Here is a 22,125-nt window from a genome sequence, read left to right as displayed (position 1 = left end):
ACCCGCTATTAAAGACCTGCAAGCGTACGCTCCACCAGACGGATACTGTCGCGTCCAGCGCGCTTGGATTCGTAGAGCGCCGCATCGCCTTGCTCGATCAACGCCGCCAGGCTCGCCGGCGGCTGGTCGAACAAGGTGGCGCCGATGCTCAAGGTCACGGCATCGGGCGTGACGAACGAGGCCGAGGCCATCTGCTCAAAGCGCTCGCGCAAGGTATTGCCCAGCGTGACGATGCGCTGCGATGAAGTGTTGCTCAGCACAATGACAAACTCGTCACCGCCCAGTCTGGCGGCCAATGCGCCTTCGGGCAGGTGCGAACGGATCATTTCGCTTAGCGCGATGAGCAGGCGGTCGCCGGCCAGATGGCCGTGCAGGTCGTTGACGCCTTTGAAGTTGTCGATGTCGATCAGCATCAAGGCGCCTGGCCGTGTCGCCGAGACACCCTCAAGCAAGCGCGGAGCCCGCACTTCAAGGGCGCGACGGTTGTACAGGGAGGTCAGCGGATCGCGTGCGGCCAGTCGCGCTATGCGCGCCTCACGGCGGTGGCGCTCGGTGCCGGTCATCGACAGCGCGATCAACATGATCGCCATCGCACCTTCGACCAGCGAAATCTGGATGATCTCGCCATGAAACGCCGCCAGGTCGATCAGCGTGCCGGGAATCACTGCGGTCAGGGCCTTGGCCAGATAGAACAGACCGTGGATCAGCAATACATAGCGTAATTGCACGGCGCCAACGCTCAACGACTTGCCATGGGGGCGCAGGAGCAAGCTGGCTCGGAGCGCCAACACGGCGACCAGCAGCGAGTTGGCCATCAGCATGACCTTCGACCACCACGGCTCACTCGGCAGTAGCAGCAGCGCGAACCAGGTGACGACGATCAGGTACCAACCGCGGGACAGGCGGGTCTGGGTAAAGCGCGCGACACCCATCAGGAACAACCAGTGGGCCAGCACCAGCAGGCCGTTGGCGAACCAGATACCAATCAGCAGCAGGCCACTGATGCGTAGCAGGGCGAGGGTCGAACCGATGCTGATGGTGGCAAAGCCTGCGCTCCAGAACAGCAGCGAGGGTTCGCGGATGCTGCGCCACTCGACCGCCAGATAGAGGGCGGCGGCCGCGGCGAGGGCGATGGAAAGGGTCAACAGCGTGGGAGGGTCGAGTGCCATAGCCTGAAGGGTCTGTCTGAGGGGCAGAAATGGAGTTAATTGTAAGCGTTTGCGTCAATTTTTTCCGTGTTCCGACCTGCCATAGCCAGGGCGTTGTAGCGCTGGGGCGGCTCGATACCCTTGCATCCTCGTCCCCACTCCAAAGGGGAGGGGCGGATCCGGTCTGCCTCATGCATAAGTGCGCGTGCTGCAGATAATGGATTACCACGGAGAATAATAATGAAACGATCATCGCGACGGGCACTTGCAGGGGGCGTTTTTGCGGTTTCCTGCCTGACGGCTGCACTGCAGTCATCGTTTGTCCATGCCACTGAAACCGTCACTGCGCCGCAAACGCAGGCGTTCTCGGATCAGGATATCAGCGACGCCTACATCTATTTGCTGGGTCGTCTGCTGGTGCAGCGCCAACAGCAGCTGGATTTTCACCAAGGGATGCAGTGGAACCAGCTGGTGCACCGCAAGCCGGGGGATGTCGAGTGGCCCAACCCCAACCTGGATGTTGCCTATTCGGAAGCCTGGCTAGCTCTTGACGAGCGCAGTTGCGCGCAGATCGCGGTGCCGAAAATCGTTGATCGCTACTACACGGTGCAGTTCCTCAATGGCTGGGGCGAGACCCTGGCCAATATCAATGAGCGCAGTCAGCCGGACCATCCTTATGGCGACTTTGCGGTCTGTCTGAAGGGCGCAAAGGTTACCCTGCCTGCTGGCGTCAAACGTATCGATCTGCCGGTACGCACCGCCCGCGTGCTGTCGCGGGTAGAGCTGGGCGCCGACTGGCAGCAGGCCGAGCAGCTGCAACAGCAGTTCACCTTGCGTACTACCGGTACACCAACACTCCCGGCTGTACCGGAGGCGCCGGTGTTCGCGCTGAACAAGCTGCCTGGCGTCGAGGCATTCGACAGGGCTGAGGTTGCCCTGCAGGAGCCGGACCTGAACCCCGGCATGCAAGCGCTGCAGGCCAAGGTACGGGCAATTGCCGCGCAGGTTGCAGACCCGGCCACGCGCACACGTATCGATCAGCAGATCAAAACCGGTACCTATCCTGCACTGGCCAGGGCGGCGGTCACGCTCGGCCCGGGCACCGTGCGCAATGGCTGGGTACGCCCGGCAGTATCCGGCGCATACGGCAGCGACTACCTGACCCGGACCCTGGTCGACTATGGCGGCATCTGGGCCAACACCCAGCAGGAGGTGCATTACTTCCGGGCGGCCGTAACAGGCAGCGGCGAGTTGCTCGATGGTGGCCAAAGTTATTCCCTGACGATTCCCGCTGACCAGTTGCCGCAACATTTCGCCCGCTACTTCTGGTCGATCACCGCCACCGATGCGAAGAATTTCCGTGTGTTGCCCAATGCGCTGGGGCGTTTTCTGCTCAACAACCAGTCCGAGCTGAAATACAACGCGGATGGTTCGTTAACCCTCTATTTCGGGCCGCAACAGCCGGCAGGCGCGAGCCAGGGCAATTGGCTGCCTACCGCGGCGGGCCAGCCGTTCAGGCTGATACTGCGCTATTACGGCGCCAAGGGCGTGGTAGCCGCCGGCGACTATTTCCCTCCGGCGCTGGTCAGGCTCTGAGGGCTCCAAGACCGCGGTCACCGTGCCGCGGTCATTGCAATCATAAGGACAAGAACAATGAATGAATTGAAAGCACTGCTGGCGGCTATCGCCTTGTACGGCGCCTACCTGCCGGTTGCGCATGGCGATGCATTGCAAACGGCGGTGGTGCCGGTCACCGTCGACAACTTCATCCGCGCCGAAACCGACCGTTATTTCGACCTGACCGTCAAACGCGGCGGCTTTGGCGCGTTTGCGCATTGGCGCAACCTGATCCCGGTGGACCGTCCGACCGTGGTCAGACCGAACCGCGACACCCTGTATTCAACAGCCGTGTTCGACATGAATGCCGGCCCCGTCAGCGTGACCATGCCGGATGCCGGCGGTCGGTTCATGTCGCTGGTGATGATCGACGAGGATCACCAGGTCATTGGCGTCCACTATGGCGCCGGGGAGTACCGCCTCGACAAGTCGGACGTTTCCACCCGTTATGTATTGTTCGGTGTACGCACCCTGATCAATCCGGCCGACCCGCAGGACCTCGGCAAGATCGCCGCGTTGCAGGATGCAATCGTGGTCAAACAGGACGGTGGTCCTGGCCAGTTCCAGGTACCGGGCTGGGACGAAAGCACTCGGGCGCACCTGCGCAAAACGCTGTTCGAGCTGGGCTCGACTCTGCCTGATTCGCGCGGCATGTTCGGCAAGCGTGAAAACGTCGACCCGATACGCCACCTGATCGGCAGTGCCATGGCCTGGGGCGGCAACCCGGAGAAGGATGCTTACTATCAGGTTGTCACGCCAAAGCGTAATGATGGCAAGACCGCTTACCAGCTGGACGTTTCCAATGTGCCTGCCGGGGCATTCTGGTCGATCAGCGTTTACAACGCGCAGGGGCAGTTCCAGAAGAATGCCCAGGAAGCCTACGCATTGAACAACTTCACCGCGCGCAAAGGTGAGGACGGCAGGGTGTCGGTTCGCTTCGGCGGCTGCACGGCGACGGTTGCCAACTGCTTGCCGATCATGCCGGGCTGGAACTACATGGTGCGCTTCTATCAGCCGGCCAAGGCGGTGCTGGATGGCTCGTGGAAGTTGCCTGCGGCACATCCCGCCTCCTGAGCTGGGCGGGCTGGATCAACCTGTGGGAGCCAGCCTGGCTGGCGATGCCCGGCGTAGCCGGGCCAGGGCCGCTACGCGCCCCATCGCCGGCAAGGCCGGCTCCCACAAATAAGCAGGTGACAGACAGTTGTTCCCACCGGGGGGAAGTAGTCTTACAAACTCCCCACCAACTGTCCGCCATCCACCGCCAATACCGACCCCGACATATAAGCCCCGGCCTGGCTGGCCAGCAGCAAAAACGGCCCCTCAAGCTCTTCCAGACGTCCCAGGCGACGCATCGGCACGGCATTGCGGATGTAGGCCTGACCCTGTTCGCTGTCGAAGTACCCGTCGGTCATTTCGGTGATGAAGTAGCCCGGTGCAATGGCGTTGACCCGAATGTCATAACGGGCCAGCTCCAGCGCCAGAGACTTGGTCAGTTGCACCACGCCGGCCTTCGCCGTGCAGTAATGGCTGTAGCCGGTACCGACGCGCAGGCCGAGCATGGAGGCGATGTTGACGATGCTCCCGCCACGCTTGGCGCGCGCCAGACGTTGTGCCGCACACTGGGCCACGCGCCAGACGCCGTCGAGGTTGGTCGACAACATGTGGCTCCAGTCCTGCTCGCTGATCTCAAGTACGCGCTGGCCGTTACCGACCCCGGCATTGTTGAGCACTACATCGACGACGCCGAACGCCGCTTCGGCGGCATCGAAAGCCGCTTCGACGCTGGCCCGATCGGTGACGTCCATGGCCACTGCCAGGGCCTGGCCATCGTCCTGGCGCAGCGCTTCGGCCAGCGCCTGCAGACGTTCCACGCGCCGGGCCGCCAGGACCACCCGCGCACCGGCACGGCTGGCAACGCGGGCGAGGTGAGCGCCGATACCACTGGATGCACCGGTGACCAGCACCGTTCGGCCACTCAGGGAGAAGGGAGAAGTGATGTCTTCTTGCATGGGCTAATCCTGTTTGTGCGAGGGCAGGCGCCACCGTGGCGCCTGCCTGATGCATCAGATGCGGTCGATGGTGGTCTTGCCGGCGGCCACCAGGCGTTCGAGCAATGGCGCCGGGGTAAACCACATCCGACCATAATCACCCAGCGTATCGCGATAGTGGCGGATGCCGGCCAGCACTTTGTCCAGGCCATACTGCTCGGCGTAGTGCATCGGGCCGCCAAGGTGGGCCGGGAAGCCATAGCCGTTGATCCACACCAGGTCGATATCCCCCGAGCGCAAGGCGATACCCTCATCGAGCAACTGGATGCCTTCGTTGATCAGCATGAACAGGCAACGGGCATGGATTTCCCCGTCGTCGATAGGGCGGCGGGTGACATGCAGCTCACCGGCGAGGCGCTCGGCGAGGGCAACCACTTCGTAGTCGTTGTGACGCTCGCGACCTTCATACTGGTAGAAGCCGCGCCCGGTTTTCTGGCCGTAGCGGCCAAGCGCGTAGAGTTCGTCACCGAGACGGCAGTAGCTGTCGTCGTGGGCGATGGCCGCCCGGTTGGCATCGCGCACCAGAAAGTTCACGTCGATGCCGGCCAGGTCGAGCATGCTGAACACGCCCATGTTCAGGTCCAGCCCGGTGAGTACGCCGTCCACCTGGGCTGGCGTGGCGCCTTCGAGTACCAGGCGGTGCGCCTCACGGGCGTAGGGCTCGAGCATGCGGTTGCCGATAAAGCCGAAGCAGACGCCGGAGACCACCGGGATCTTGCCGATGGTACGGCCGATCTTGAGCGTGGTGGCCAGGACGTCGGCGGCGGTTTCGCGGGCGTTGACCACTTCCAGCAGGCGCATGACGTTGGCCGGGCTGAAGAAGTGCAGGCCGATCACGTCCTGCGGGCGCGAGGTCACGGCGGCGATCTGGTCGACGTCCAGCGACGAGGTGTTGGTGGCGAGAATGGCCCCAGGCTTGCACACACGGTCCAGGGTGCGGAACACCTCCTGCTTGATCGACAGCTTTTCGAACACCGCCTCGATCACCAGGTCGGCGTCGGCCAGGTCGGCATAATCCAGGGTGCCGCTCAGCAGTGCCATGCGCTGCTCCAGCTGGGCCTCGCTGAGTTTGCCGCGCTTGACGCTGATGCCGTAGGTCTGGCGGATCTGGGTCAGGCCGCGGTCCAGGGCCTCGCCCTGGCGTTCCAGGAGGATTACCGGAATACCGACATTGGCGAAGTTCATGGCGATGCCGCCACCCATGGTCCCGGCACCGATGACGGCGACCTTGGCAATCGGGCGCAACGGCGTGCTGGCGTCGATTCCGGGCACCTTGCCGGCCTCGCGTTCGGCAAAGAACACATGGCGCAGCGCCTCGGACTGGCGCGAGGCTTCAGCCTGCTTGAACAGCGCCAGTTCGCGCGCCAGGCCTTGCTCCAGTGGCAGCAGACAGGCAGCTTGCACCGCCGAAAACACCAGGCGTGGGGCCAAGCGGCTTTTCCAGCGTGGTTCCTGCTCGACGCAGTAACGCTCGAAGAAGTCTGCAGCGACACCCTTGGCCGGATCGGCAAAAGGCTCGCTCGGGCGGGCCGGGGCGCCGCTGGCGATCAGCTCGCGAGCATAGTCACAGGCGCTGGCGAGCAGCTGTTCGGCGCTGTCTGCGAGGCGGTCGACAATACCCAGCTCCAGAGCGCGTTGGGCCGGCACCTGGGCGCCACTGATCATCATCTCCAGTGCCGCCTGTACCCCGATCAGTCGCGGCAGGCGCTGGGTTCCACCGGCACCGGGCAGCAGGCCGAGGTTGATTTCCGGCAAGCCGACGCGGGTTTGCGGTTCGCCGATGCGATAACCACAGGCCAGGGCCAGCTCAAGACCGCCACCCAGGGCGAGTTTGCCAATGGCGGCCACCAGTGGCTTGTCGAGCCGGGTCAGGCGCAGCAGTACGTCGGGCAGATTCGGCGTGGCAAATGAGGCCGGGCTGCCGAACTCAGTGATATCGGCACCGGCGCAGAACAGACCCGAAGCGCCGAAGATCACGATGGCGCGCACCGACGGATCGCCGTTGGCCTGCTCGCACGCCTGCAGCAGGGCGGCGCGCAGCGGTTGGCCGAGGGCGTTGACCGGAGGACGGGCGAGGCCGATCAGGGCCAGGTTGTCTTCCACCTGATAGGTAACCAGGGCATTCATGGTGACTCCTTGCATAGCTCTAATGAGGGGACGGGCTCAGAACCACTGGTCCTGCATGTCAACGCTGGTGCGGTTGGCGCTGGCGAGCAGGCGCGCCTGGGCATCGATGCCGGCCAGTTCCCAATCCATGAAGTAGCGCGCTGCCTGCAATTTGCCGTTATAGAAGTCCGCTTCGCTGTCTACCGCGCCGGCACTCAGGGCACGGCTGGCGACCAGCGCCATGCGCAGCCACAGCCAGCCCACCAGCACGCGGCCGAACAGGTCCAGGTACGCCGTGGCGTTGGACAGGCCGCGATTGGCGTCGGCGGCGACCTGAGCCAGCAGGTTTTCGGTGACATCCTGCAAGCGATCCACGGCGCTGCTCAACAGGTAGGCAAGGGCCGCGCAGCGGTCGTCGCGCCCGGCCTCGTCGAGGGTACGCCGGACCCGCTCGCAGAACAGACGGTAACCCGTACCGCCGTTCTGTTGCAGCTTGCGTCCGAGCAAATCCAGGCCGTGAATACCTTCGGTGCCTTCATGGATGGGGTTCAGGCGGTTGTCCCGGTAGTACTGCTCCAGCGGGTACTCGCGGATGTAGCCGGAGCCGCCGAGGATCTGCACGCCGATGTCCGAGGCGATAACGCCGTACTTCGACGGATAGGACTTGACCATCGGGATCAGCAGGTTGAGCAGTTCAGCGGCATCGTCACGGCGCTGCTGTTCGGCTGCGGTATGGGCATCTTCGTACAGGCTGCTGGCATACAGGCACAGCGCCAGGCTGCCTTCGGCATAGGTTTTCTGCTGCAGCAGCATGCGCCGCACATCGGCGTGTTCGACGATGCGCACCTGTGGCGACAACGGATCCTTGGCGCCTGGCAGACGGCCCTGCGGGCGTTCGCGGGCGTAGTCCAGGGCATGAATGAAGCTCTGGTAGGCCAGCGCCGAAGCGCCCAGGGCCACACCGATACGCGCTTCGTTCATCATCTGGAACATGTACGACAGGCCTTTGTTGGCCTCGCCCACCAGGTAACCGACTGCGCCCGTCTGTTCACCGAAATTCAGCACGGTCGAGGTGGTGTTGCGGTAGCCCAGCTTGTGCAGCAGCCCGGCCAGGGCCACGTCGTTGCGTTCGCCGCGCTGACCGCTGCTGTTGACCAGGTACTTGGGCACCAGAAACAACGAGATGCCGCGGGTGCCAGCCGGGGCGCCTTCGATGCGCGCCAGGACCATGTGCACGATGTTGTCGGTCAGCTCGTGGTCACCGCCGGAAATGAACATCTTCTGTCCGAACAGGCGGTAGCTGCCGTCTTCGGCGGGGCGGGCGAGGGTACGCAGATCGCCAAGGGCCGAGCCCTGGCCCGGTTCAGTCAGGGCCATGGTGCCGCTGAAGCGGCCATCGAGCATCGCCGGCAGAAAGCGCTCGCGCAGGCTGTCGCTGGCAAAGCTCTTGACCAGGTTAGCAGCGCCGATGGTCAGGAACGAGTAGGCCACGGTGGCGATATTGGCGGCATTGAAATAAGCCATGCTGGCGCGCAGGATGACTTCCGGCAGCTGCAGGCCACCGTCGTCGGCATCATGGTGGGCGGCAAGGAAACCGGCTTGCGCGAAGGCGTCCCAGGCAACCTTGGTTTCCGGAATCAGGGTGATTTTTTCACCGTCGAAGGTCGGCTCCTGGGCGTCGCCTTTCTGGTTGTGCGGGGCGAAATACTCGGCGGCGATGCCGCGAGCGGTTTCTAAGGTGGCGTCAAACACCGCACGGTCGTGCTCGGCATAACGTGGACGCTGCAGCAGCGCCTCGGTGTCGAGCAGTTCATAGAGTTGGAAACTCAGTTCGCGTTCGTTGAGCAGCGCATCGGTCATCGGGATCTCTCGTACTGGGTTCAGAATTGCTGATCGTGCATCTGCAGAACGGCATCGGCGCCGTGGATCACACTGTGCGACAGGCTCTCGACCTGTGGCAGCAGGTGATCGGCATAGAAGCGTGCGGTGAGCAACTTGGCGCGATAGAAGTCCTGATCGTGGTCTGTGGCCTTGAGCCGCTGATGCGCGACCAGTGCTGAACGGGCCATCTGCCAGCCACCGGCAACGATGCCCAGCAGTTGCAGAAACGGCACGGCCCCCGCCGACACTCGGGCAGGCTCGGCGGCAAAATGACCGACGATGAACTCGACGCTGGCATTCAGTGCCACCAGCGCCCGGGCCAGCGCGCTGGCGTTGGCCTGCAGTTGTGGATCGTCTGCCCAGGCCAGCTCCTCCATCACCCGGTAAATCTGCTTGCTCAGCTGACCGATGGCCTTGCCGCCATCACGGGCGATCTTGCGGCCGATCAGGTCGGCAGCCTGGATACCGGTGGTGCCTTCGTACAGGGTGGTGATCCGCGCATCGCGCAGGTGCTGGGCTGCGCCGGTTTCTTCGATAAAGCCCATGCCGCCATGGATCTGTATGCCCAGCGAGGCGATGTCCACGGCGTTCTCGGTGCTCCAGCCCTTGACCACCGGGATCATCAGGTCGACCAGGGCTTGTGCTTCCTGGCGGCTGGTGGGGTCCGGGTGACGCTCGGCACAGTCCATCGCCGCCGCCACTTCGCAGGCGAGGGCGCGCATGGCCTCGGTGCGCGCCTTCATTGACAGCAGCATGCGCCGTACATCCGGGTGGCGGATGATCGCCACGTTGCTGCGCTGTGCAGCGCCGATCTCGCTGCCCTGGATACGCTCACGGGCATAGGCGCGTGCCCGCTGGTAGGCGCGCTCGCTTAACCCGACGCCTTCAACGCCGACGCTGAAACGCGCCGCGTTCATCATGATGAACATGTATTCCAGGCCGCGGTTTTCCTCGCCCACCAACCAGCCCAGGGCGCCGTCATGGTCACCAAAAGCCAGCACGGCAGTCGGGCTGGCGTGGATACCCAGCTTGTGCTCGATGGACGCGCAGCGCACATCGTTGCGCGCGCCCAGGCTGCCATCGCTGTGCACGAGGAATTTCGGTACTACGAACAGCGAGATGCCTTTGACCCCGGCCGGTGCGCCAGGTGTACGGGCCAGTACCAGATGAACGATGTTCTCGGTGAGGTCATGTTCGCCATAGGTGATGAAGATTTTCTGGCCCTTGATGCGGTAGGTCCCATCGCCCACCGGCTCGGCGCGGGTGCGCACGGCAGCCAGGTCCGAGCCCGCCTGGGGCTCGGTGAGGTTCATGGTGCCGGTCCAGTGGCCGCTGATCATCTTGCTCAGGTAGGTTTGCTTGAGGTAGGTCGAGCCGCGCAACTCGATCGCCTCGATAGCACCACGGGTGAGCATCGGGCACAGGCCGAACGCGAGGTTGGCGCCGTTCCACATCTCTTCCACCAGTGCCGACACCACCCGTGGTAGGCCCTGGCCGTCGAATTCCGGGTCGCAGGACAGCGCATTCCAGCCGCCATCGATGAAGCGCTGGTAGGCCTCGCGCCAGCCGCTGCTGGTGGCGACCTCGCCATCGCACCAGCGCGCGCCTTCGCGGTCGCCCGGGACGTTCAGCGGCGACAGCACGCCGTGGGCGAACTTGCCGGCTTCACCGAGAATGGCCTCGACCAGCTCGGCGTCGAGGTGAGTACAACCGGGCAATGTCTTTACCTGGTCAAAGTAGCCCAGCTCATTGAGAACGAACTGCATGTCGCGCAACGGCGCGTGGTATTCACTCATGACTGGATCCTGGCCCGATGTTGTTGTGGCTCATGGAGACGACTCCTGAAAAGTGGATGTCTGGGGAGGCTGTGACACGCAGTTCAACAGATCGGACCCGCCGACGTGCCCACCCCGGTAGGGTGGGCCGCGCCCTTGGTATGCGTTCGCAGCCCCCCCGGTGGCTTCAAGGTGCCTTCTTCTGGCTCTGCAAAAAGTCCTGTACCAGGTTCGAACGGTCAAACGACCTGGCCTGTTGCACCGGTGGATACTCGGCCAGGGTCTTGAGGTGCGCGCCGATCAGCTCGCCCATCGGCCCTGAGATCCATGAGGACTTCTGAATCATCTGGCCGTAAGAGTCCTTGCTGTCGTAGCTTTCGAACGGGTCGCTGCGCAGGTTGAACATCAACGGTGCGAAGCGCGGTACCAGTTGCGCGTAGTAGTCCTCCTTGGTGGAGAAATGCAGTTTCCAGGGGCCCATGCGCACCGCGGTCAATTTACTTTCGATGTAGTAGAGGAGGCTGGTGCGCAGGCTTACAGGCGACTTGCCGGTCCAGTAGTCGAGGTTGTTGATGCCGTCGATGTACTGCTTTTTTTCCGTCTTCATCTGTTCTGCGACGTCAGGCACTCCGGCTGCGGCCGCCAGGGTGGTGAACATGTCCTGATGCGCCTGGATGCCGTTCTTGATCTGCCCCGGCTTGACGACCCCCGGCCAGCGCAACATCGAGGGCACGCGCACGCCACCTTCGTAGGTGGTCATCTTCTCGCCGCGAAATGGCGTGGTTGCACCGTGAGGCCACGACGAATGCTCCGGACCATTGTCGGTGGAGTACCAGACGATGGTGTTGTCCTCCAGCCCCTGGTCCTTGAGGAAGGCGAGCACCTGGGCAATGTCATGGTCATGCTGGAGCATGCCGCTGCCCTGGGTGTCGTCTTCATGGGTGTACTGCGCAGCGGCGTGACGCCATTTGTCGTTGAGGTGGGTGTAGAGGTGCATGCGGCTGGTGTTGAGCCAGACGAAGAAGGGCTTGTCCTGTTTTTGCGCCTTGCGCATGAAGTCCAGGGCCATGGGGATCACTTCGGCGCCGTCGAAGTCTTCCATGCGTTTCATGGTCAAGGGGCCGGTGTCTTCGATGGTCTGCTTGCCGACCAGGCCGAAACGCGGGTCTACGCTGGCGTCGTCCTGGTCACTGGCGAAAGTATGCAGCACACCGCGGGTCTGGAATTTCTTCGCGTAGGCCTGCGGTCCACCGGGATAGTCTTTGGCGTAGTTCTGGTAGTCAGTGTACTGATGCTGCTCTTCGGTGTTGAGGTGGTACAGGTTGCCGAAAAACTCATCGAAGCCATGCACCGTCGGCAGGTTGGGGTTGTTGTCGCCCAGATGGTTCTTGCCGAACTGCCCGGTGCTGTAGCCGGCGTTTTTCAGCACTTCGGCCAGACTCGGCGAGGCCGCCTGCAGGCCGAGCTTGTCACCCGGCTGGCCGACGGTGGTCATGCCCGAGCGGATCGGGTACTGGCCGGTGATGAACGCGGCCCGGCCTGCGGTACAGGAGGGCTGTGCGTAGTGGTCGGTAAAGCGGATGCCCTGCATACCGATGCTGTCGATGTTCGGTGTGCTGTAGCCCATGGTGCCCATGCCATAGGCGCTGACGTTCTGCCAGCCGATGTCGTCGCCCCAGATCACCAGGATATTGGGCCTGGCGGTCTGGGCATGGGTCAACGGACTGACCAGCAACAGGCAGGCGAGGGCCATTGCCCCTCTCAGACGTTCGATCATCAGCAGTCTCCTTTATTGTTGTTTGTGCCTGCGCGCCCTGAGCGTGCGATGCGCCCAGGGCTTGAACTCATGGGTGTATCAGTTCGGGGACAATACCTGAAGGGTCTCCAGCGCATCGCGCAACGCCGCCGGCAGTGGCACCGGCCTGCGGGTTACGCGGTCGACGTAGACATGCACGAAGTGGCCCTGGGCCGACGCCTCGTTGTTGTCGTTGGCGAACAGCCCGACCTCGTAACACACGCTTGAGCTGCCCAGGCGTGCCACACGCAAGCCGGCGCGCACCAGATCGGGGAAGGCAATGGAGGAGAAGTAGCTGCAATGGGTATCGACCACCAGGCCCACGGTCGGGCACTGATCGAAGTCCAGCAGGTTCTGCTCGAGCAGCCAGCCGTTGACCACGGTGTCGAACCAGCTGTAGTAGATGACGTTGTTGACGTGGCCGTAGACGTCGTTGTCCATCCAGCGTGTGGTGATGTCACGCAGGTAGGGGTAGGCGCTGCGCGCTTGCGGTACAGGTTTGCTCATGGCTTCAAGCCTCCTGCTGCAGGCGGCGCACACGGATGTCCGCCTGTTCTTTGTGACCGGACATATGTTCATAGCCGCACAGCCGCGAGCAGTACTGGCCGATCATCACGCTCGCGGCGTCGGTCAGCACGCGCTGGTAGGTGTGGGTCTTGATGAACTTGCCGACCCACAAGCCGCCGGTATAACGACCGGCGCCCATGGTCGGCAGGGTGTGGTTGGTGCCGATGACCTTGTCGCCATAGCTGACATTGGTGCGGTGGCCGAGGAACAGCGCGCCGTAGCGGGTCATGCGCTGGTGGTACCAGTCCGGGTCGCGGGTCATTACCTGGACATGTTCGGAGCACAGGCGCTCGGCGACTTCCAGCGCCTCTTCGTCGCTGTCGCACAGGTAGATCTCGCCGAAATCGCGCCAGGCGACGCTGGCGATTGGCGCCGTGTCCAGGCGTGAAAGCACCTGCTCGATGGCGGCGGGCAGTTGTTCGGCGATGGTTTTGCTGGTGGTCACGCAATAGGCCGGGGAGGTGGGGCCGTGCTCGGCCTGGCCGAGCAGGTCGACGGCGACCAGTTCGGCATCCACGCTGTCGTCACAGATCACCAGGGTTTCGGTGGGGCCGGCGAACAGGTCGATACCGACGCGGCCATACAGCTGACGCTTGGCTTCGGCGACATAGGCGTTGCCGGGGCCGACAATCATGTCGACGGCGGCGATGCTTTCGGTACCTAGGGCCATCGCGGCCACGGCCTGGACGCCGCCAAGGCAGTAGATCTCATCGGCGCCGGCCAGGTGCATGGCGGCGACGATTTCCGCGCAGGGCTGGCCTTCAAAAGGCGGCGCGCTGGCAATCACACGCTTGACCCCGGCAACCTTGGCGGTCAGCACGCTCATGTGCGCGCTGGCAATCAACGGATACTTGCCGCCAGGAATGTAGCAACCCACCGAGTTGACCGGGATGTTGCGATGACCGAGCACCACCCCCGGCAGGGTCTCGACTTCGACGTCGTGCATCGAGTCTTTTTGCACCTGGGCGAAACGGCGGATCTGGGTCTGGGCAAACACAATGTCGTCGAGTGTCCGGCGCGGCAGGCTGGCGATGCAGGCGTCGATCTGCGCCTGGCTCAGGCGCATGCTGGACGGTGTCCAGTTGTCGAATTTCGCTGAGTATTCGCGTACCGCCGTATCGCCGCGCTGCTCGATATCACTGAGGATACCCTCGACGGTGGCCCGAACCTGGGCCTGGTCACTGGCCTTGGCCTGGGCTGATTGCCCCTTCTTGAGGTGTTGAATCACGGTAGATCTCCTTCGGTTTAAGAGGTTGAGCCTCAGGCGGACTGGTAGGTCTGCAGGGCAGGCCGGGCGACCCGCAGCACAATGGCGCTGGCGAGCAGGTACAGGCCCATGACCAGATACAGGCTGTAGGTGGTTCCGCCGCTGGCGGTATTCAGGGCACTGGTGAGCGACGGAATGACCGCGCCGCCGAGGTTGCCGATACTGCTGACCAGGGCGATCCCCACCGCTACCGAGGGGTGCGGCAGGTATTCCGAGACCAGGGCGAAGAACACCGGCGTGACCGAGGCGATGCCCAGCATGGCCAGGCACAGGCCGATCAGCGAGGTGCCCAGTTGCCCCTGCGCCAGGACGATGATTGCCAGGCCGCTGGCGGCCATCAGTGCGCCGCTGGAAAAATGCCAGCGCCGCTCGCGCAGGCGGTCGGAACTACGGCTGAGCAGGAGCACCCCGGCCACCGCGCACAACTGCGGCAGGGTGGCGTAGATGCCGATTTCCATCAGGTCGCTGACGCCCCAGCCGCGAATCAGGCTGGGGGTCCAGAAGGCCATGGCATATGTGCCCGCGACCATGAGTACGTAGACCAGCGACAACGCCCAGAACCTGGTATCGCCGAGCAGGTCGCGCAGCGAGGCATGGCTGGCCTTGTGCGCTGATTGCTGCTCGGCGTCCAGTTGCGTGCGCAGGCGGGCCTTCTCTTCGGCACTCAGCCAGCCGGCCTGCTCAGGACGGTCGACCAGCACGCGCCAGGCCAGCAGCCCCAGCAGCGGAGCGGGCAGGCCTTGCACCAGAAACAGCCACTGCCAGCCGTGCCAGCCATTGAAGCCATCAAGGAATTTCATGATCGCCCCCGACAGCGGCCCGGCGATCAGGCTGGCGAAGATAGCCCCGAGCAGGAACACCGCGATCATCCCCGCACGCCGCGCTGGCGGGTACCAGAAGGTCAGGTAGAGCAAGGCCCCGGGCGTAAAGCCTGCTTCGAAGGCGCCCAGCAGAAAGCGCAGCACATAGAACTGCGTCGGGGTCTGCACGAACATCATGGCCATGGCGACCACCCCCCAGCAGACCATGATGCGCAGCAGCGTCTTGCGCACACCGATCTTTTCCAGCATCAGGTTGCTGGGCACCTCGAACAGCAGGTAGCCGATGAAGAAGATCCCCGCGCCCAGCGCATAGACGGCGTCGCTGAACGCCAGCGTCTCTTTCATCTGCAACTGCGCGTAACCGACGTTGATGCGGTCAAGGAACGCCACCACATAGGCGGCCATCAGCAGCGGCATGATGCGCCAGCCGATTTTTCGGTACAGCTTGCGGTCGTCCGCGGTCTCGCTGGGGTTCATGCCTGTCTCCTGAGGGTTTTTGTTGTTATTGGCCTGCAAGGGTGTGGCGCTACGCCGTGGCGCGCCGCACCAGATGCCCGGGTACTTCGTACAGCGAAGGGGCACCGCCGGCGGGGCGGCCTGCGCCCAGCAAGCGGATGGCGCAGGCGATCATCTGCTCTAGCGGTTGGTGCACGGTGGTGAGGGCATGCTCCGGATAGCCGGCGGCGAGGATATCGTCGAATCCGACCACGGCGACGTCTTCGGGCACCCGCAGGCGGGTGTGCATGCGCAGGTGACTGAGCACGCCAAGGGCCATGACGTCGTTGGCACAGAACACCGCGTCGATGGCGGGTTGCCCGGCGCTGAACAATCGCGCGGCTGCGGCGCGTCCGCCTTCATAGCTGTAGCCGCCGTGGATGCTGGCGACCACCGCTTGCCCGTGCGCAGCCAGGCCCTGTTCGAAACCGCGCAGACGGTCGGCGGTGGTGGAGACGTCCGGGTCACCGGAAACGAAGGCGCAGGCGCGGCGTTTTTGCCCGACCAGGTACGCGGCCACCTCGGCGGCCATGCGCTGGTTGTCGCAGCACACCGACCAGACGGTCGGGTCTTCGACGCGGCGATTGAGGAACACCACGGCAACCCCCTGGCGAGCGCACAGCTCGGCCATGTGCGAAGACAGCTTCGCCGCCGTGACCACAATGCCGTCCACCTGGTACTGCAGCAGCTGCGACATCAGCGTGTCGGCATCACCTCCAGCCGGGACCACGAACAGCAGCAGTTGCTGGCCCGACTTGCGCAGTTGCAGGGAGAACGCCTCCAGCACCGCGGGGTAGAACGGATTGCTCATGTCGCCCATCACCAGGGCAACGATGCCGGTGCGCCGCCGGTTCAGCGAGCGGGCGATGGCATTGGGTCGATAGCCCAGCTCATCGGCCATGGCCAGGATGCGTGCGCGCACTGCGGCAGAGATCCGCGACTGTGCGTCGAAGGCACGGGTGACCGTCGAGGTGGCGACTCCCAGGCGTTGGGCCAGGTCCCGGGCGGTGATCCGGGTGCCAGCCAGCGGGCTGGAGGGGGCGGGTGGCTGTGTGGCGCTGCGATCACTCGTCATGCCGGTTCCTCAGGCTGCTGTGCAATCGTGTGCACTGATGCCCCGGATGCTACCCAGCTTGCCCGTCATGCCCCCCTCCCCAATAGAGGGGGGAGGCCGCCAAGTAAACCGGCATAACGTGCGACTCAGGGCGCGCCTGTTCGAGGAGCAACGTGCACAGCCTCAGCCACGCTCAAGGAATCTGAATGCGCTATTCGCTTGCTGCACGTGCCACTGCCATTGCTTTGTCCGGCACCCCGTCATGGGCGACGGACGCGGCCTCGACCCACCCGGCCAAGGCTGCCAGCCCGACCACGGCCGCGGCCAACCAGGCGGTGCTCAACGCGTTGCCTTTCGAGGATCGCGCCGACTATGAAGCCGCGCGCAGGGGCCCGGTGTTCGCCGAGCCTGACAACACAGCCGCCCGCGATGCCCAGGCCGATGCCACGGCGATCAAGCAGGGTGATATCAAGCTCGACGGCAATGCTGAGCGCTTCCAGGCGATGCTCGGCATGCTGGCCAGCTTCCAGCCCACGTTCAACGTCGTGACGCCCTGACCCATGGCCCGTCGTCCCGATACGGCGCCACGTCACGAGGGGACAGGCGCTCGTGGCCAGGGCCGGCATGACAATGTCGTCGTGGAACTGCCGGCCCGGCCGCGCAAGCGACCGAAGCAGGCACGCTCGGTCGCCCTGGTCGAGGCCTTGAAAACTGCCGGGCGTGAGATCCTCGAAGGGGAAGGGCGAGAGGCACTGTCGATCTATCGCCTTTGCGATTACTCCGGCGTGGCCATCAGTTCGATCTACGAATATTTCCCGACCATCGAGTCGCTGATCGGCGCGATCTTCGAGGATTACCGCGCCGATGCCCGCCTGCAGGCGATCGCCAGTATTGATGCGCTACCGGCGTCGGCCAGCCTCTATGACGGTATCGAAATGCTCTTGCGCACCGGCCTGTCAGCCTTGCACCGCTGGTTGCAGATCGACTCCGAGCTGAGCATCAAGAGCGCCTACTATGGCGAGCTGGTGCGCCTGGAAATCGTCAAGCCGGAGCGTTTCTGGATTTCCATGGTGATTCCGGCGCTGGTGCAACGCTTTTCCAATCAGGTGCTGGTGCGGGATCGCGAGAAAGCGGGTTTTCTTGCCTATCAGGCGGTCACCGCCTTGCCTCGTGCATTGTTGATCGAAAAGCCGCACTACCTGATCGAGGACGGCACCGTGCGCATGCTGGCGCGGATGATCCATGCGCTGCTGACGACGCAAGACCCGGAATAACCTGGTGGGGCTTACCCGCTTCGAGGGGGGCGCAACCTCGGCCCGCAGCCCTAAGGTGGCACACATCAGCCACCGTATCCCGAGGTCAAACGATGATTCCGCGTACCCTGTTCGATCATGAGCATGAAGCGTTCCGCAGCACGGTCCGGCGTTTCCTCGCCGAACATTGCACGCCCTTCCATGAGCAGTGGGAGGAGGATCACCGGGTGCCGCGCCAGGTGTGGGCGCGTGCCGGTGAGCTGGGCATGCTCAACGCCACCACGCCGGAGGCCTACGGTGGCCTGGGGCTGGACCGGCGCTTTTCCATGATCGCGGTCGAAGAGGTGGCCCGTGCCGGGCTCTCGGGCCTGAACGGTTTCAATGTCCACGACATCTGCGCCGGTTACCTGATCAACTTCGGCACCGAAGCGCAAAAACAGCAATGGCTGCCGAAAATGGCCAGCGGTGAAGCCATCGCCGCCGTGGCCATGACCGAACCGGATACCGGCTCCGACCTGCAGGCGGTGAAAACCCGCGCAGTGCTGGACGGCGACGAATACGTCATCAATGGTGCCAAGACGTTCATCTCCAACGGCACCAACAGCGACATCATTGTGGTGATTGCCAAGACCGGCAACAGTGGCAAGGGCTCGCGGGACATCTCGCTGATCCTGGTGGAAGCGGACCGGGCGGGCGTCAGCAAGTCGAAACCGTTGCGCAAGGTCGGTTTGCACGCCCAGGACACCACCATGCTGTTCTTTGAGGACGTGCGTGTGCCCCGCAGCAACATCCTCGGCGGCGAGCCGGGCCAGGGCTTTTACCAGCTGATGAAGGAACTGGCCTGGGAGCGTCTGAGCATTGGCATCCTCTCGATTGCCGCGAGTCAGGCCGTGCTGGAGCAGACCATTGCCTACACCCGCGAACGCAAAGCGTTTGGCACACCGATCATCGAGTTTCAGAATTCACGCTTCAAACTGGCCGAACTGAAGACCGAAATCGTCCTCGGGCAGACCTTTGTCGATCGCTGCATGGAGCTGATCCTGCAGCACCAGCTGAGCCCGGAGGCGGCCGCAGCGGCCAAGCTCTGGTGCACCGAGCTGTATTCGAAAGTGGTCGATCAATGTGTGCAGCTGCACGGCGGCAACGGTTACATGCTGGAGTATCCGGTGGCGCGTCATTACCTGGATAGCCGGGTCAATCGTATCTACGGTGGCGCCAACGACATCATGCGCGAATTGGTGGCACGCACACTCTGAAGCATTGCATTGATATCGCCAGCCCCCCTCACTTGTAGGGGGTGGTTTGTCTCGGTTCCCCGCCACCATCTGTGCCAGGCGGATTCCCGAGGTTGCCACCAGCCAGTGCGAAGCTACGATACGTGCTGACTTTTGACGGTACTCGGGTAAATAATCCGACATTCGCCAAACCGTGGCCACACCTTGCCGGTTGTGCAGCGTCGCCGACGCTGCGCCATTGCATTCGGCAGGATCGGAGACCAGTCAGCACATGCATACCGACAAACTGCTCGTATCGACGAAATTCGCTCCGCCGCGCATCGGTACTCAGACGATCGTTCGTGAGCGCCTGCTGGAGGACCTGAGCGGCATGTCACAGTGCCGCGTGGGCCTGATTACCGGCAGCCCCGGGTTCGGCAAGACCACGTTGCTGGCGCAATGGCGGCAAGTGATGATGCGTTCTGGCGCCGAGGTAGTCTGGCTGTCGCTGAGCGCCGATGACAAACATCTGTCGATCTTCTTCGCCTATTTGCGCGGCGCCTTGCAACGGCTGGGCATCGTCCTGGACAGCGGCATCCCGCTGGAGGGGGCGCGCCAGGAACTGATCGATGAAGTCGTCGCGGCCATTGTCGAAGGCGCCGCCGCGATCAACAAAGAGTTGTTCCTGGTCGTCGACGACTACCAGCATGTGGTTGACCCGCGCGCCCACCAACTGATGCAGAAGTTGCTGGATCACAGCCCCGATAACCTGCATTTCGTCATTTCATCGCGGGTTGGCCCGCCGCTGAGCTTCAGCCGCCTGCGCCTGAGCGGACAGCTGGTGGAAATCGACTGTGCCGCGCTGCCGTTCGACCTGAGCGAGTCGCGCCTGTTCCTGGAACAGAGCCTGGCGACGTTGAAGCTCAGCCCGGAAGAACTGCACCAGATCCACGAGCTCACCAGTGGCTGGCCGGCCACCCTGCAGCTGGTGATCATCCTCCTGCGCAGCGATCCGGATTCGCGTGGCACGCTGCGCGAAATGGGCTGGCGCTCTGACGACCTGCAGAGCTACCTGGCTGAAAACGTCATGGCCCATCTGCCCGCCGAGCTTGCGACCTTTATGGAAAGCATCAGCATCTGCCGGCGTTTCAATGCCTCGCTGGCGCAAGCGGTGACCGGCAGTGAAACGGCGCAGGCCATGCTTAAGCGCCTCGACGAAGACAATCTGCTGATCTTTCGCGTCGAGGCTGATGACCGTCAGCCCTGGTATCGCTTTCATGCGCTGTTCGGCGACTTTCTTGCCACGCGCCTGGCACGCCGCGACAGCACCTCGCAAACCGAACTGCATAACCGCGCGGCACACTGGTTCGCCGAGCGCAAATTGCTTGCCGAAGCCGTACGCCATGCCACCCAGGCCGGTGACCTGCGGTTTGCCGCCGAGGTGATCGAGCGGGCCGCACCGGCGACCTGGAGCCTGGGGCAGTTGAGCCCGTTGCTGCGCCTGCTCGACCGCCTGCCGCAGGACATCCTGTTTTCCCGGCCGCGGTTGTTCTTTCTCGGTTGTCTGGCCTATGCCCTGACCGCGCGCCCGGCCAAAGCCGAGGCCTGGCTCGAGCAGTTCCATCACAGCGGTGCGGCCCATCAGGACGACGTTGCCTACCGGTTGCCACTGGTGCAGGCCGCCATCGAGTTACAGCGTGATCGCACCGAGCCGATCATTGATTTGCTCAAGGGCTTTCAGGCCTTGCCCGATGACTACTCGGTGACCCGCTACGGTGCGCCAGCGTTGCTGGCCATTGCCTACCTGGCGGCGGGGAGGATCGAGGAGGCGCTGCGCTGCCTGGATGACAACCCCATTCCCGAGTCCGAACAGGATGCGGAAATGGCCCTGGTCGCCCAGGGCGCGCGGACCCTGTGTTACTTGCAGGAGGGGCGAATCCTCGAAGCCGAGCGCGTTGGCTCGGCGCAGCTGGCGCGCGCCGTCTCGGTCCACGGTCATCGCTCCGCCAGCGCCTACCTGGGCGCGGCCACCCTGGCTGAGGTGTACCGTGAGCTGGACCGCACCGACGAAGCGCGGGAAATCCTCGCCAATCGCAGTGGCCTGCTGCAATGGGCCATGCCCGACACCATGTTGCGCGCCACGATCTGTCGCGCACGCCTGGACCTGCTGCAGGATTGTGCCGCGGTGGCCATGGCCTTTCTCGAACGCCAGGAGCGTCACTTCCGTGCCATTGGCCAGGACCGTGCGCTGGTCCACTGCCTGGCCGAGCAGGTGCGTATTGCCTTGCTTGAGAATGACAAGGCGCATGCCAGCGAGCAGGTCGCCAAACTGCAGGCGCTGAGCGTTCCCTATCAGGGCGCGCACGGCTTTCAGGCCGACATCGTGGCGATGGCGGCCTTGGCCCGCGCGCGTCTGTTGCTGGCCACCAACTACCCGGACAAAGCCCTGCTCGAACTGGAAACGCTCGATTGCTACGCCAACCACTACCACCGTGGGCAGTTGCAGGTCACCGGCCAGCTGTTGACGGCCTGCGCCAGAGCCGACCTGCTGCAACCGCAGCAGGCCAAGGAGCAATTGCTTGCCGCGTTGTCCCAGGGGCGCCAACTGGGCTTGGTGCGTACCTTCCTGGATGAGGGCGAGGTGCTGCGCAAAATGCTCGCGGCGCTGACGAACGTGTCGCTGACACCAGCAGACGATAGCTACCTGGCGCTGTTGCTGGAGCGTTTCGGCCACGGGGTTGCAGGGCGCAGCAATGAGGCGTCGGCCACAGGTGCGCCGTCGATGCTGACGCCACGTGAGCTGGCGATTCTGGAACTGATCAGCCAGGCGATGGCGAACAAACGGGTCGCCCTGACATTGAACATTTCCCTGGAAACAGTGAAATGGAACCTGAAGAACATCTACGCCAAACTGGGCGTCTCCAGCCGCTATGACGCCGTGAGCTGGGCACGCAAGCACGGTTTGATCGAGTAGGCACGAAATCCCCCCCGCTGTGAGGGGGCGGATCGCTGAAAGCTCCTCCTATGATCGATTCAACGCCACCTGCAAGGGCGGCAGAACGATGAGCCGAGGAGAGAACCTTC

Annotated in this window: 16 protein-coding genes; 6 read left to right on the top strand and 10 right to left on the bottom strand. The window is 63.6% G+C overall.

Annotated elements, in window-relative coordinates; all coding sequences use genetic code 11:
- Positions 1–8: 8 nt before the first annotated feature.
- Positions 9–1,169 (bottom strand): GGDEF domain-containing protein, encoded by a 1,161-nt coding sequence (locus tag NPS47_RS08560; protein ID WP_274294550.1) that lies wholly within the window; start codon positions 1,167–1,169, stop codon positions 9–11.
- Positions 1,170–1,388: 219 nt separating this feature from the next.
- On the opposite strand from NPS47_RS08560, the gene NPS47_RS08555 reads away from it, so the two are divergent.
- Entirely contained in the window at positions 1,389–2,744 is a 1,356-nt protein-coding gene (locus tag NPS47_RS08555; RefSeq protein WP_274294549.1) for a DUF1214 domain-containing protein, read from the top strand.
- A 57-nt stretch (positions 2,745–2,801) separates the two neighbouring features.
- On the top strand, positions 2,802–3,839 hold the full coding sequence (locus tag NPS47_RS08550) for a DUF1254 domain-containing protein (RefSeq protein ID WP_274294548.1): 1,038 nt from the start codon (positions 2,802–2,804) through the stop codon (positions 3,837–3,839).
- Between the two features lie 152 nt (positions 3,840–3,991).
- Here NPS47_RS08550 and NPS47_RS08545 read toward each other — a convergent pair whose 3' ends face one another.
- The 9 genes from NPS47_RS08545 to NPS47_RS08505 all read right to left on the bottom strand — a co-directional run bounded on the left by NPS47_RS08545 (position 3,992) and on the right by NPS47_RS08505 (position 16,595).
- The gene (locus tag NPS47_RS08545) at positions 3,992–4,774 is read right to left on the bottom strand and encodes an SDR family NAD(P)-dependent oxidoreductase (RefSeq protein ID WP_274294547.1); all 783 of its coding nucleotides are present in this window, start codon (positions 4,772–4,774) and stop codon (positions 3,992–3,994) included.
- A 54-nt stretch (positions 4,775–4,828) separates the two neighbouring features.
- Complete coding sequence (locus tag NPS47_RS08540; RefSeq protein ID WP_274294546.1) at positions 4,829–6,940, bottom strand: 3-hydroxyacyl-CoA dehydrogenase NAD-binding domain-containing protein; 2,112 nt, start codon at positions 6,938–6,940, stop codon at positions 4,829–4,831.
- A 36-nt stretch (positions 6,941–6,976) separates the two neighbouring features.
- Positions 6,977–8,779: an acyl-CoA dehydrogenase gene (locus NPS47_RS08535; RefSeq protein WP_274294545.1), complete on the bottom strand. Its 1,803-nt coding sequence runs from the start codon at positions 8,777–8,779 to the stop codon at positions 6,977–6,979.
- 20 nt (positions 8,780–8,799) lie between these two features.
- Complete coding sequence (locus NPS47_RS08530; RefSeq protein ID WP_274294544.1) at positions 8,800–10,596, bottom strand: acyl-CoA dehydrogenase; 1,797 nt, start codon at positions 10,594–10,596, stop codon at positions 8,800–8,802.
- Positions 10,597–10,762: 166 nt separating this feature from the next.
- Positions 10,763–12,352: an arylsulfatase gene (locus NPS47_RS08525; RefSeq protein WP_274294543.1), complete on the bottom strand. Its 1,590-nt coding sequence runs from the start codon at positions 12,350–12,352 to the stop codon at positions 10,763–10,765.
- Positions 12,353–12,430: 78 nt separating this feature from the next.
- Positions 12,431–12,877 (bottom strand): acyl-CoA thioesterase, encoded by a 447-nt coding sequence (locus tag NPS47_RS08520; RefSeq protein WP_274294542.1) that lies wholly within the window; start codon positions 12,875–12,877, stop codon positions 12,431–12,433.
- 4 nt (positions 12,878–12,881) lie between these two features.
- Positions 12,882–14,165 carry a histidinol dehydrogenase gene (gene hisD / locus NPS47_RS08515; RefSeq protein ID WP_274294541.1) on the bottom strand — a complete coding sequence of 428 codons (1,284 nt, stop codon included), beginning with the start codon at positions 14,163–14,165 and terminating at the stop codon, positions 12,882–12,884.
- Positions 14,166–14,197: 32 nt separating this feature from the next.
- The gene (locus NPS47_RS08510) at positions 14,198–15,502 is read right to left on the bottom strand and encodes an MFS transporter (RefSeq protein WP_274294540.1); all 1,305 of its coding nucleotides are present in this window, start codon (positions 15,500–15,502) and stop codon (positions 14,198–14,200) included.
- Between the two features lie 49 nt (positions 15,503–15,551).
- A complete protein-coding gene (locus tag NPS47_RS08505; RefSeq protein WP_274294539.1) occupies positions 15,552–16,595 on the bottom strand; it encodes a LacI family DNA-binding transcriptional regulator in 1,044 nt (347 codons plus the stop codon).
- Positions 16,596–16,780: 185 nt separating this feature from the next.
- Between NPS47_RS08505 and NPS47_RS08500 the strand changes: the two genes are divergently transcribed.
- The 4 genes from NPS47_RS08500 (at position 16,781) to NPS47_RS08485 (ending at position 22,015) form a co-directional block, all read left to right on the top strand.
- Entirely contained in the window at positions 16,781–17,131 is a 351-nt protein-coding gene (locus NPS47_RS08500; RefSeq protein ID WP_274294538.1) for an alkyl sulfatase C-terminal domain-containing protein, read from the top strand.
- Between the two features lie 3 nt (positions 17,132–17,134).
- On the top strand, positions 17,135–17,848 hold the full coding sequence (locus tag NPS47_RS08495) for a TetR/AcrR family transcriptional regulator (protein WP_274294537.1): 714 nt from the start codon (positions 17,135–17,137) through the stop codon (positions 17,846–17,848).
- A 92-nt stretch (positions 17,849–17,940) separates the two neighbouring features.
- Positions 17,941–19,083 (top strand): acyl-CoA dehydrogenase family protein, encoded by a 1,143-nt coding sequence (locus NPS47_RS08490; protein WP_274294536.1) that lies wholly within the window; start codon positions 17,941–17,943, stop codon positions 19,081–19,083.
- Between the two features lie 250 nt (positions 19,084–19,333).
- Complete coding sequence (locus NPS47_RS08485) at positions 19,334–22,015, top strand: LuxR C-terminal-related transcriptional regulator (RefSeq protein WP_274294535.1); 2,682 nt, start codon at positions 19,334–19,336, stop codon at positions 22,013–22,015.
- The last annotated feature ends 110 nt before the right edge of the window (positions 22,016–22,125 follow it).

The organism is Pseudomonas putida (assembly GCF_028682475.1).
GTDB classification, from domain to species: domain Bacteria; phylum Pseudomonadota; class Gammaproteobacteria; order Pseudomonadales; family Pseudomonadaceae; genus Aquipseudomonas; species Aquipseudomonas putida_AG.
Note: the sequence above shows the minus strand (reverse complement) of the source record. Positions and strands in the feature narration are given on the sequence as shown.

Bases quoted from the DNA above. Each gene is read 5' to 3' on its own strand.
- NPS47_RS08560 (WP_274294550.1), bottom strand. From the start codon at position 1,169: ATGGCACTCGACCCTCCCACGCTGTTGACCCTTTCCATCGCCCTCGCC.
- NPS47_RS08555 (WP_274294549.1), top strand. From the start codon at position 1,389: ATGAAACGATCATCGCGACGGGCACTTGCAGGGGGCGTTTTTGCGGTT.
- NPS47_RS08550 (WP_274294548.1), top strand. From the start codon at position 2,802: ATGAATGAATTGAAAGCACTGCTGGCGGCTATCGCCTTGTACGGCGCC.
- NPS47_RS08545 (WP_274294547.1), bottom strand. From the start codon at position 4,774: ATGCAAGAAGACATCACTTCTCCCTTCTCCCTGAGTGGCCGAACGGTG.
- NPS47_RS08540 (WP_274294546.1), bottom strand. From the start codon at position 6,940: ATGAATGCCCTGGTTACCTATCAGGTGGAAGACAACCTGGCCCTGATC.
- NPS47_RS08535 (WP_274294545.1), bottom strand. From the start codon at position 8,779: ATGACCGATGCGCTGCTCAACGAACGCGAACTGAGTTTCCAACTCTAT.
- NPS47_RS08530 (WP_274294544.1), bottom strand. From the start codon at position 10,596: ATGAGTGAATACCACGCGCCGTTGCGCGACATGCAGTTCGTTCTCAAT.
- NPS47_RS08525 (WP_274294543.1), bottom strand. From the start codon at position 12,352: ATGATCGAACGTCTGAGAGGGGCAATGGCCCTCGCCTGCCTGTTGCTG.
- NPS47_RS08520 (WP_274294542.1), bottom strand. From the start codon at position 12,877: ATGAGCAAACCTGTACCGCAAGCGCGCAGCGCCTACCCCTACCTGCGT.
- NPS47_RS08510 (WP_274294540.1), bottom strand. From the start codon at position 15,502: ATGAACCCCAGCGAGACCGCGGACGACCGCAAGCTGTACCGAAAAATC.
- NPS47_RS08505 (WP_274294539.1), bottom strand. From the start codon at position 16,595: ATGACGAGTGATCGCAGCGCCACACAGCCACCCGCCCCCTCCAGCCCG.
- NPS47_RS08500 (WP_274294538.1), top strand. From the start codon at position 16,781: ATGCGCTATTCGCTTGCTGCACGTGCCACTGCCATTGCTTTGTCCGGC.
- NPS47_RS08495 (WP_274294537.1), top strand. From the start codon at position 17,135: ATGGCCCGTCGTCCCGATACGGCGCCACGTCACGAGGGGACAGGCGCT.
- NPS47_RS08490 (WP_274294536.1), top strand. From the start codon at position 17,941: ATGATTCCGCGTACCCTGTTCGATCATGAGCATGAAGCGTTCCGCAGC.
- NPS47_RS08485 (WP_274294535.1), top strand. From the start codon at position 19,334: ATGCATACCGACAAACTGCTCGTATCGACGAAATTCGCTCCGCCGCGC.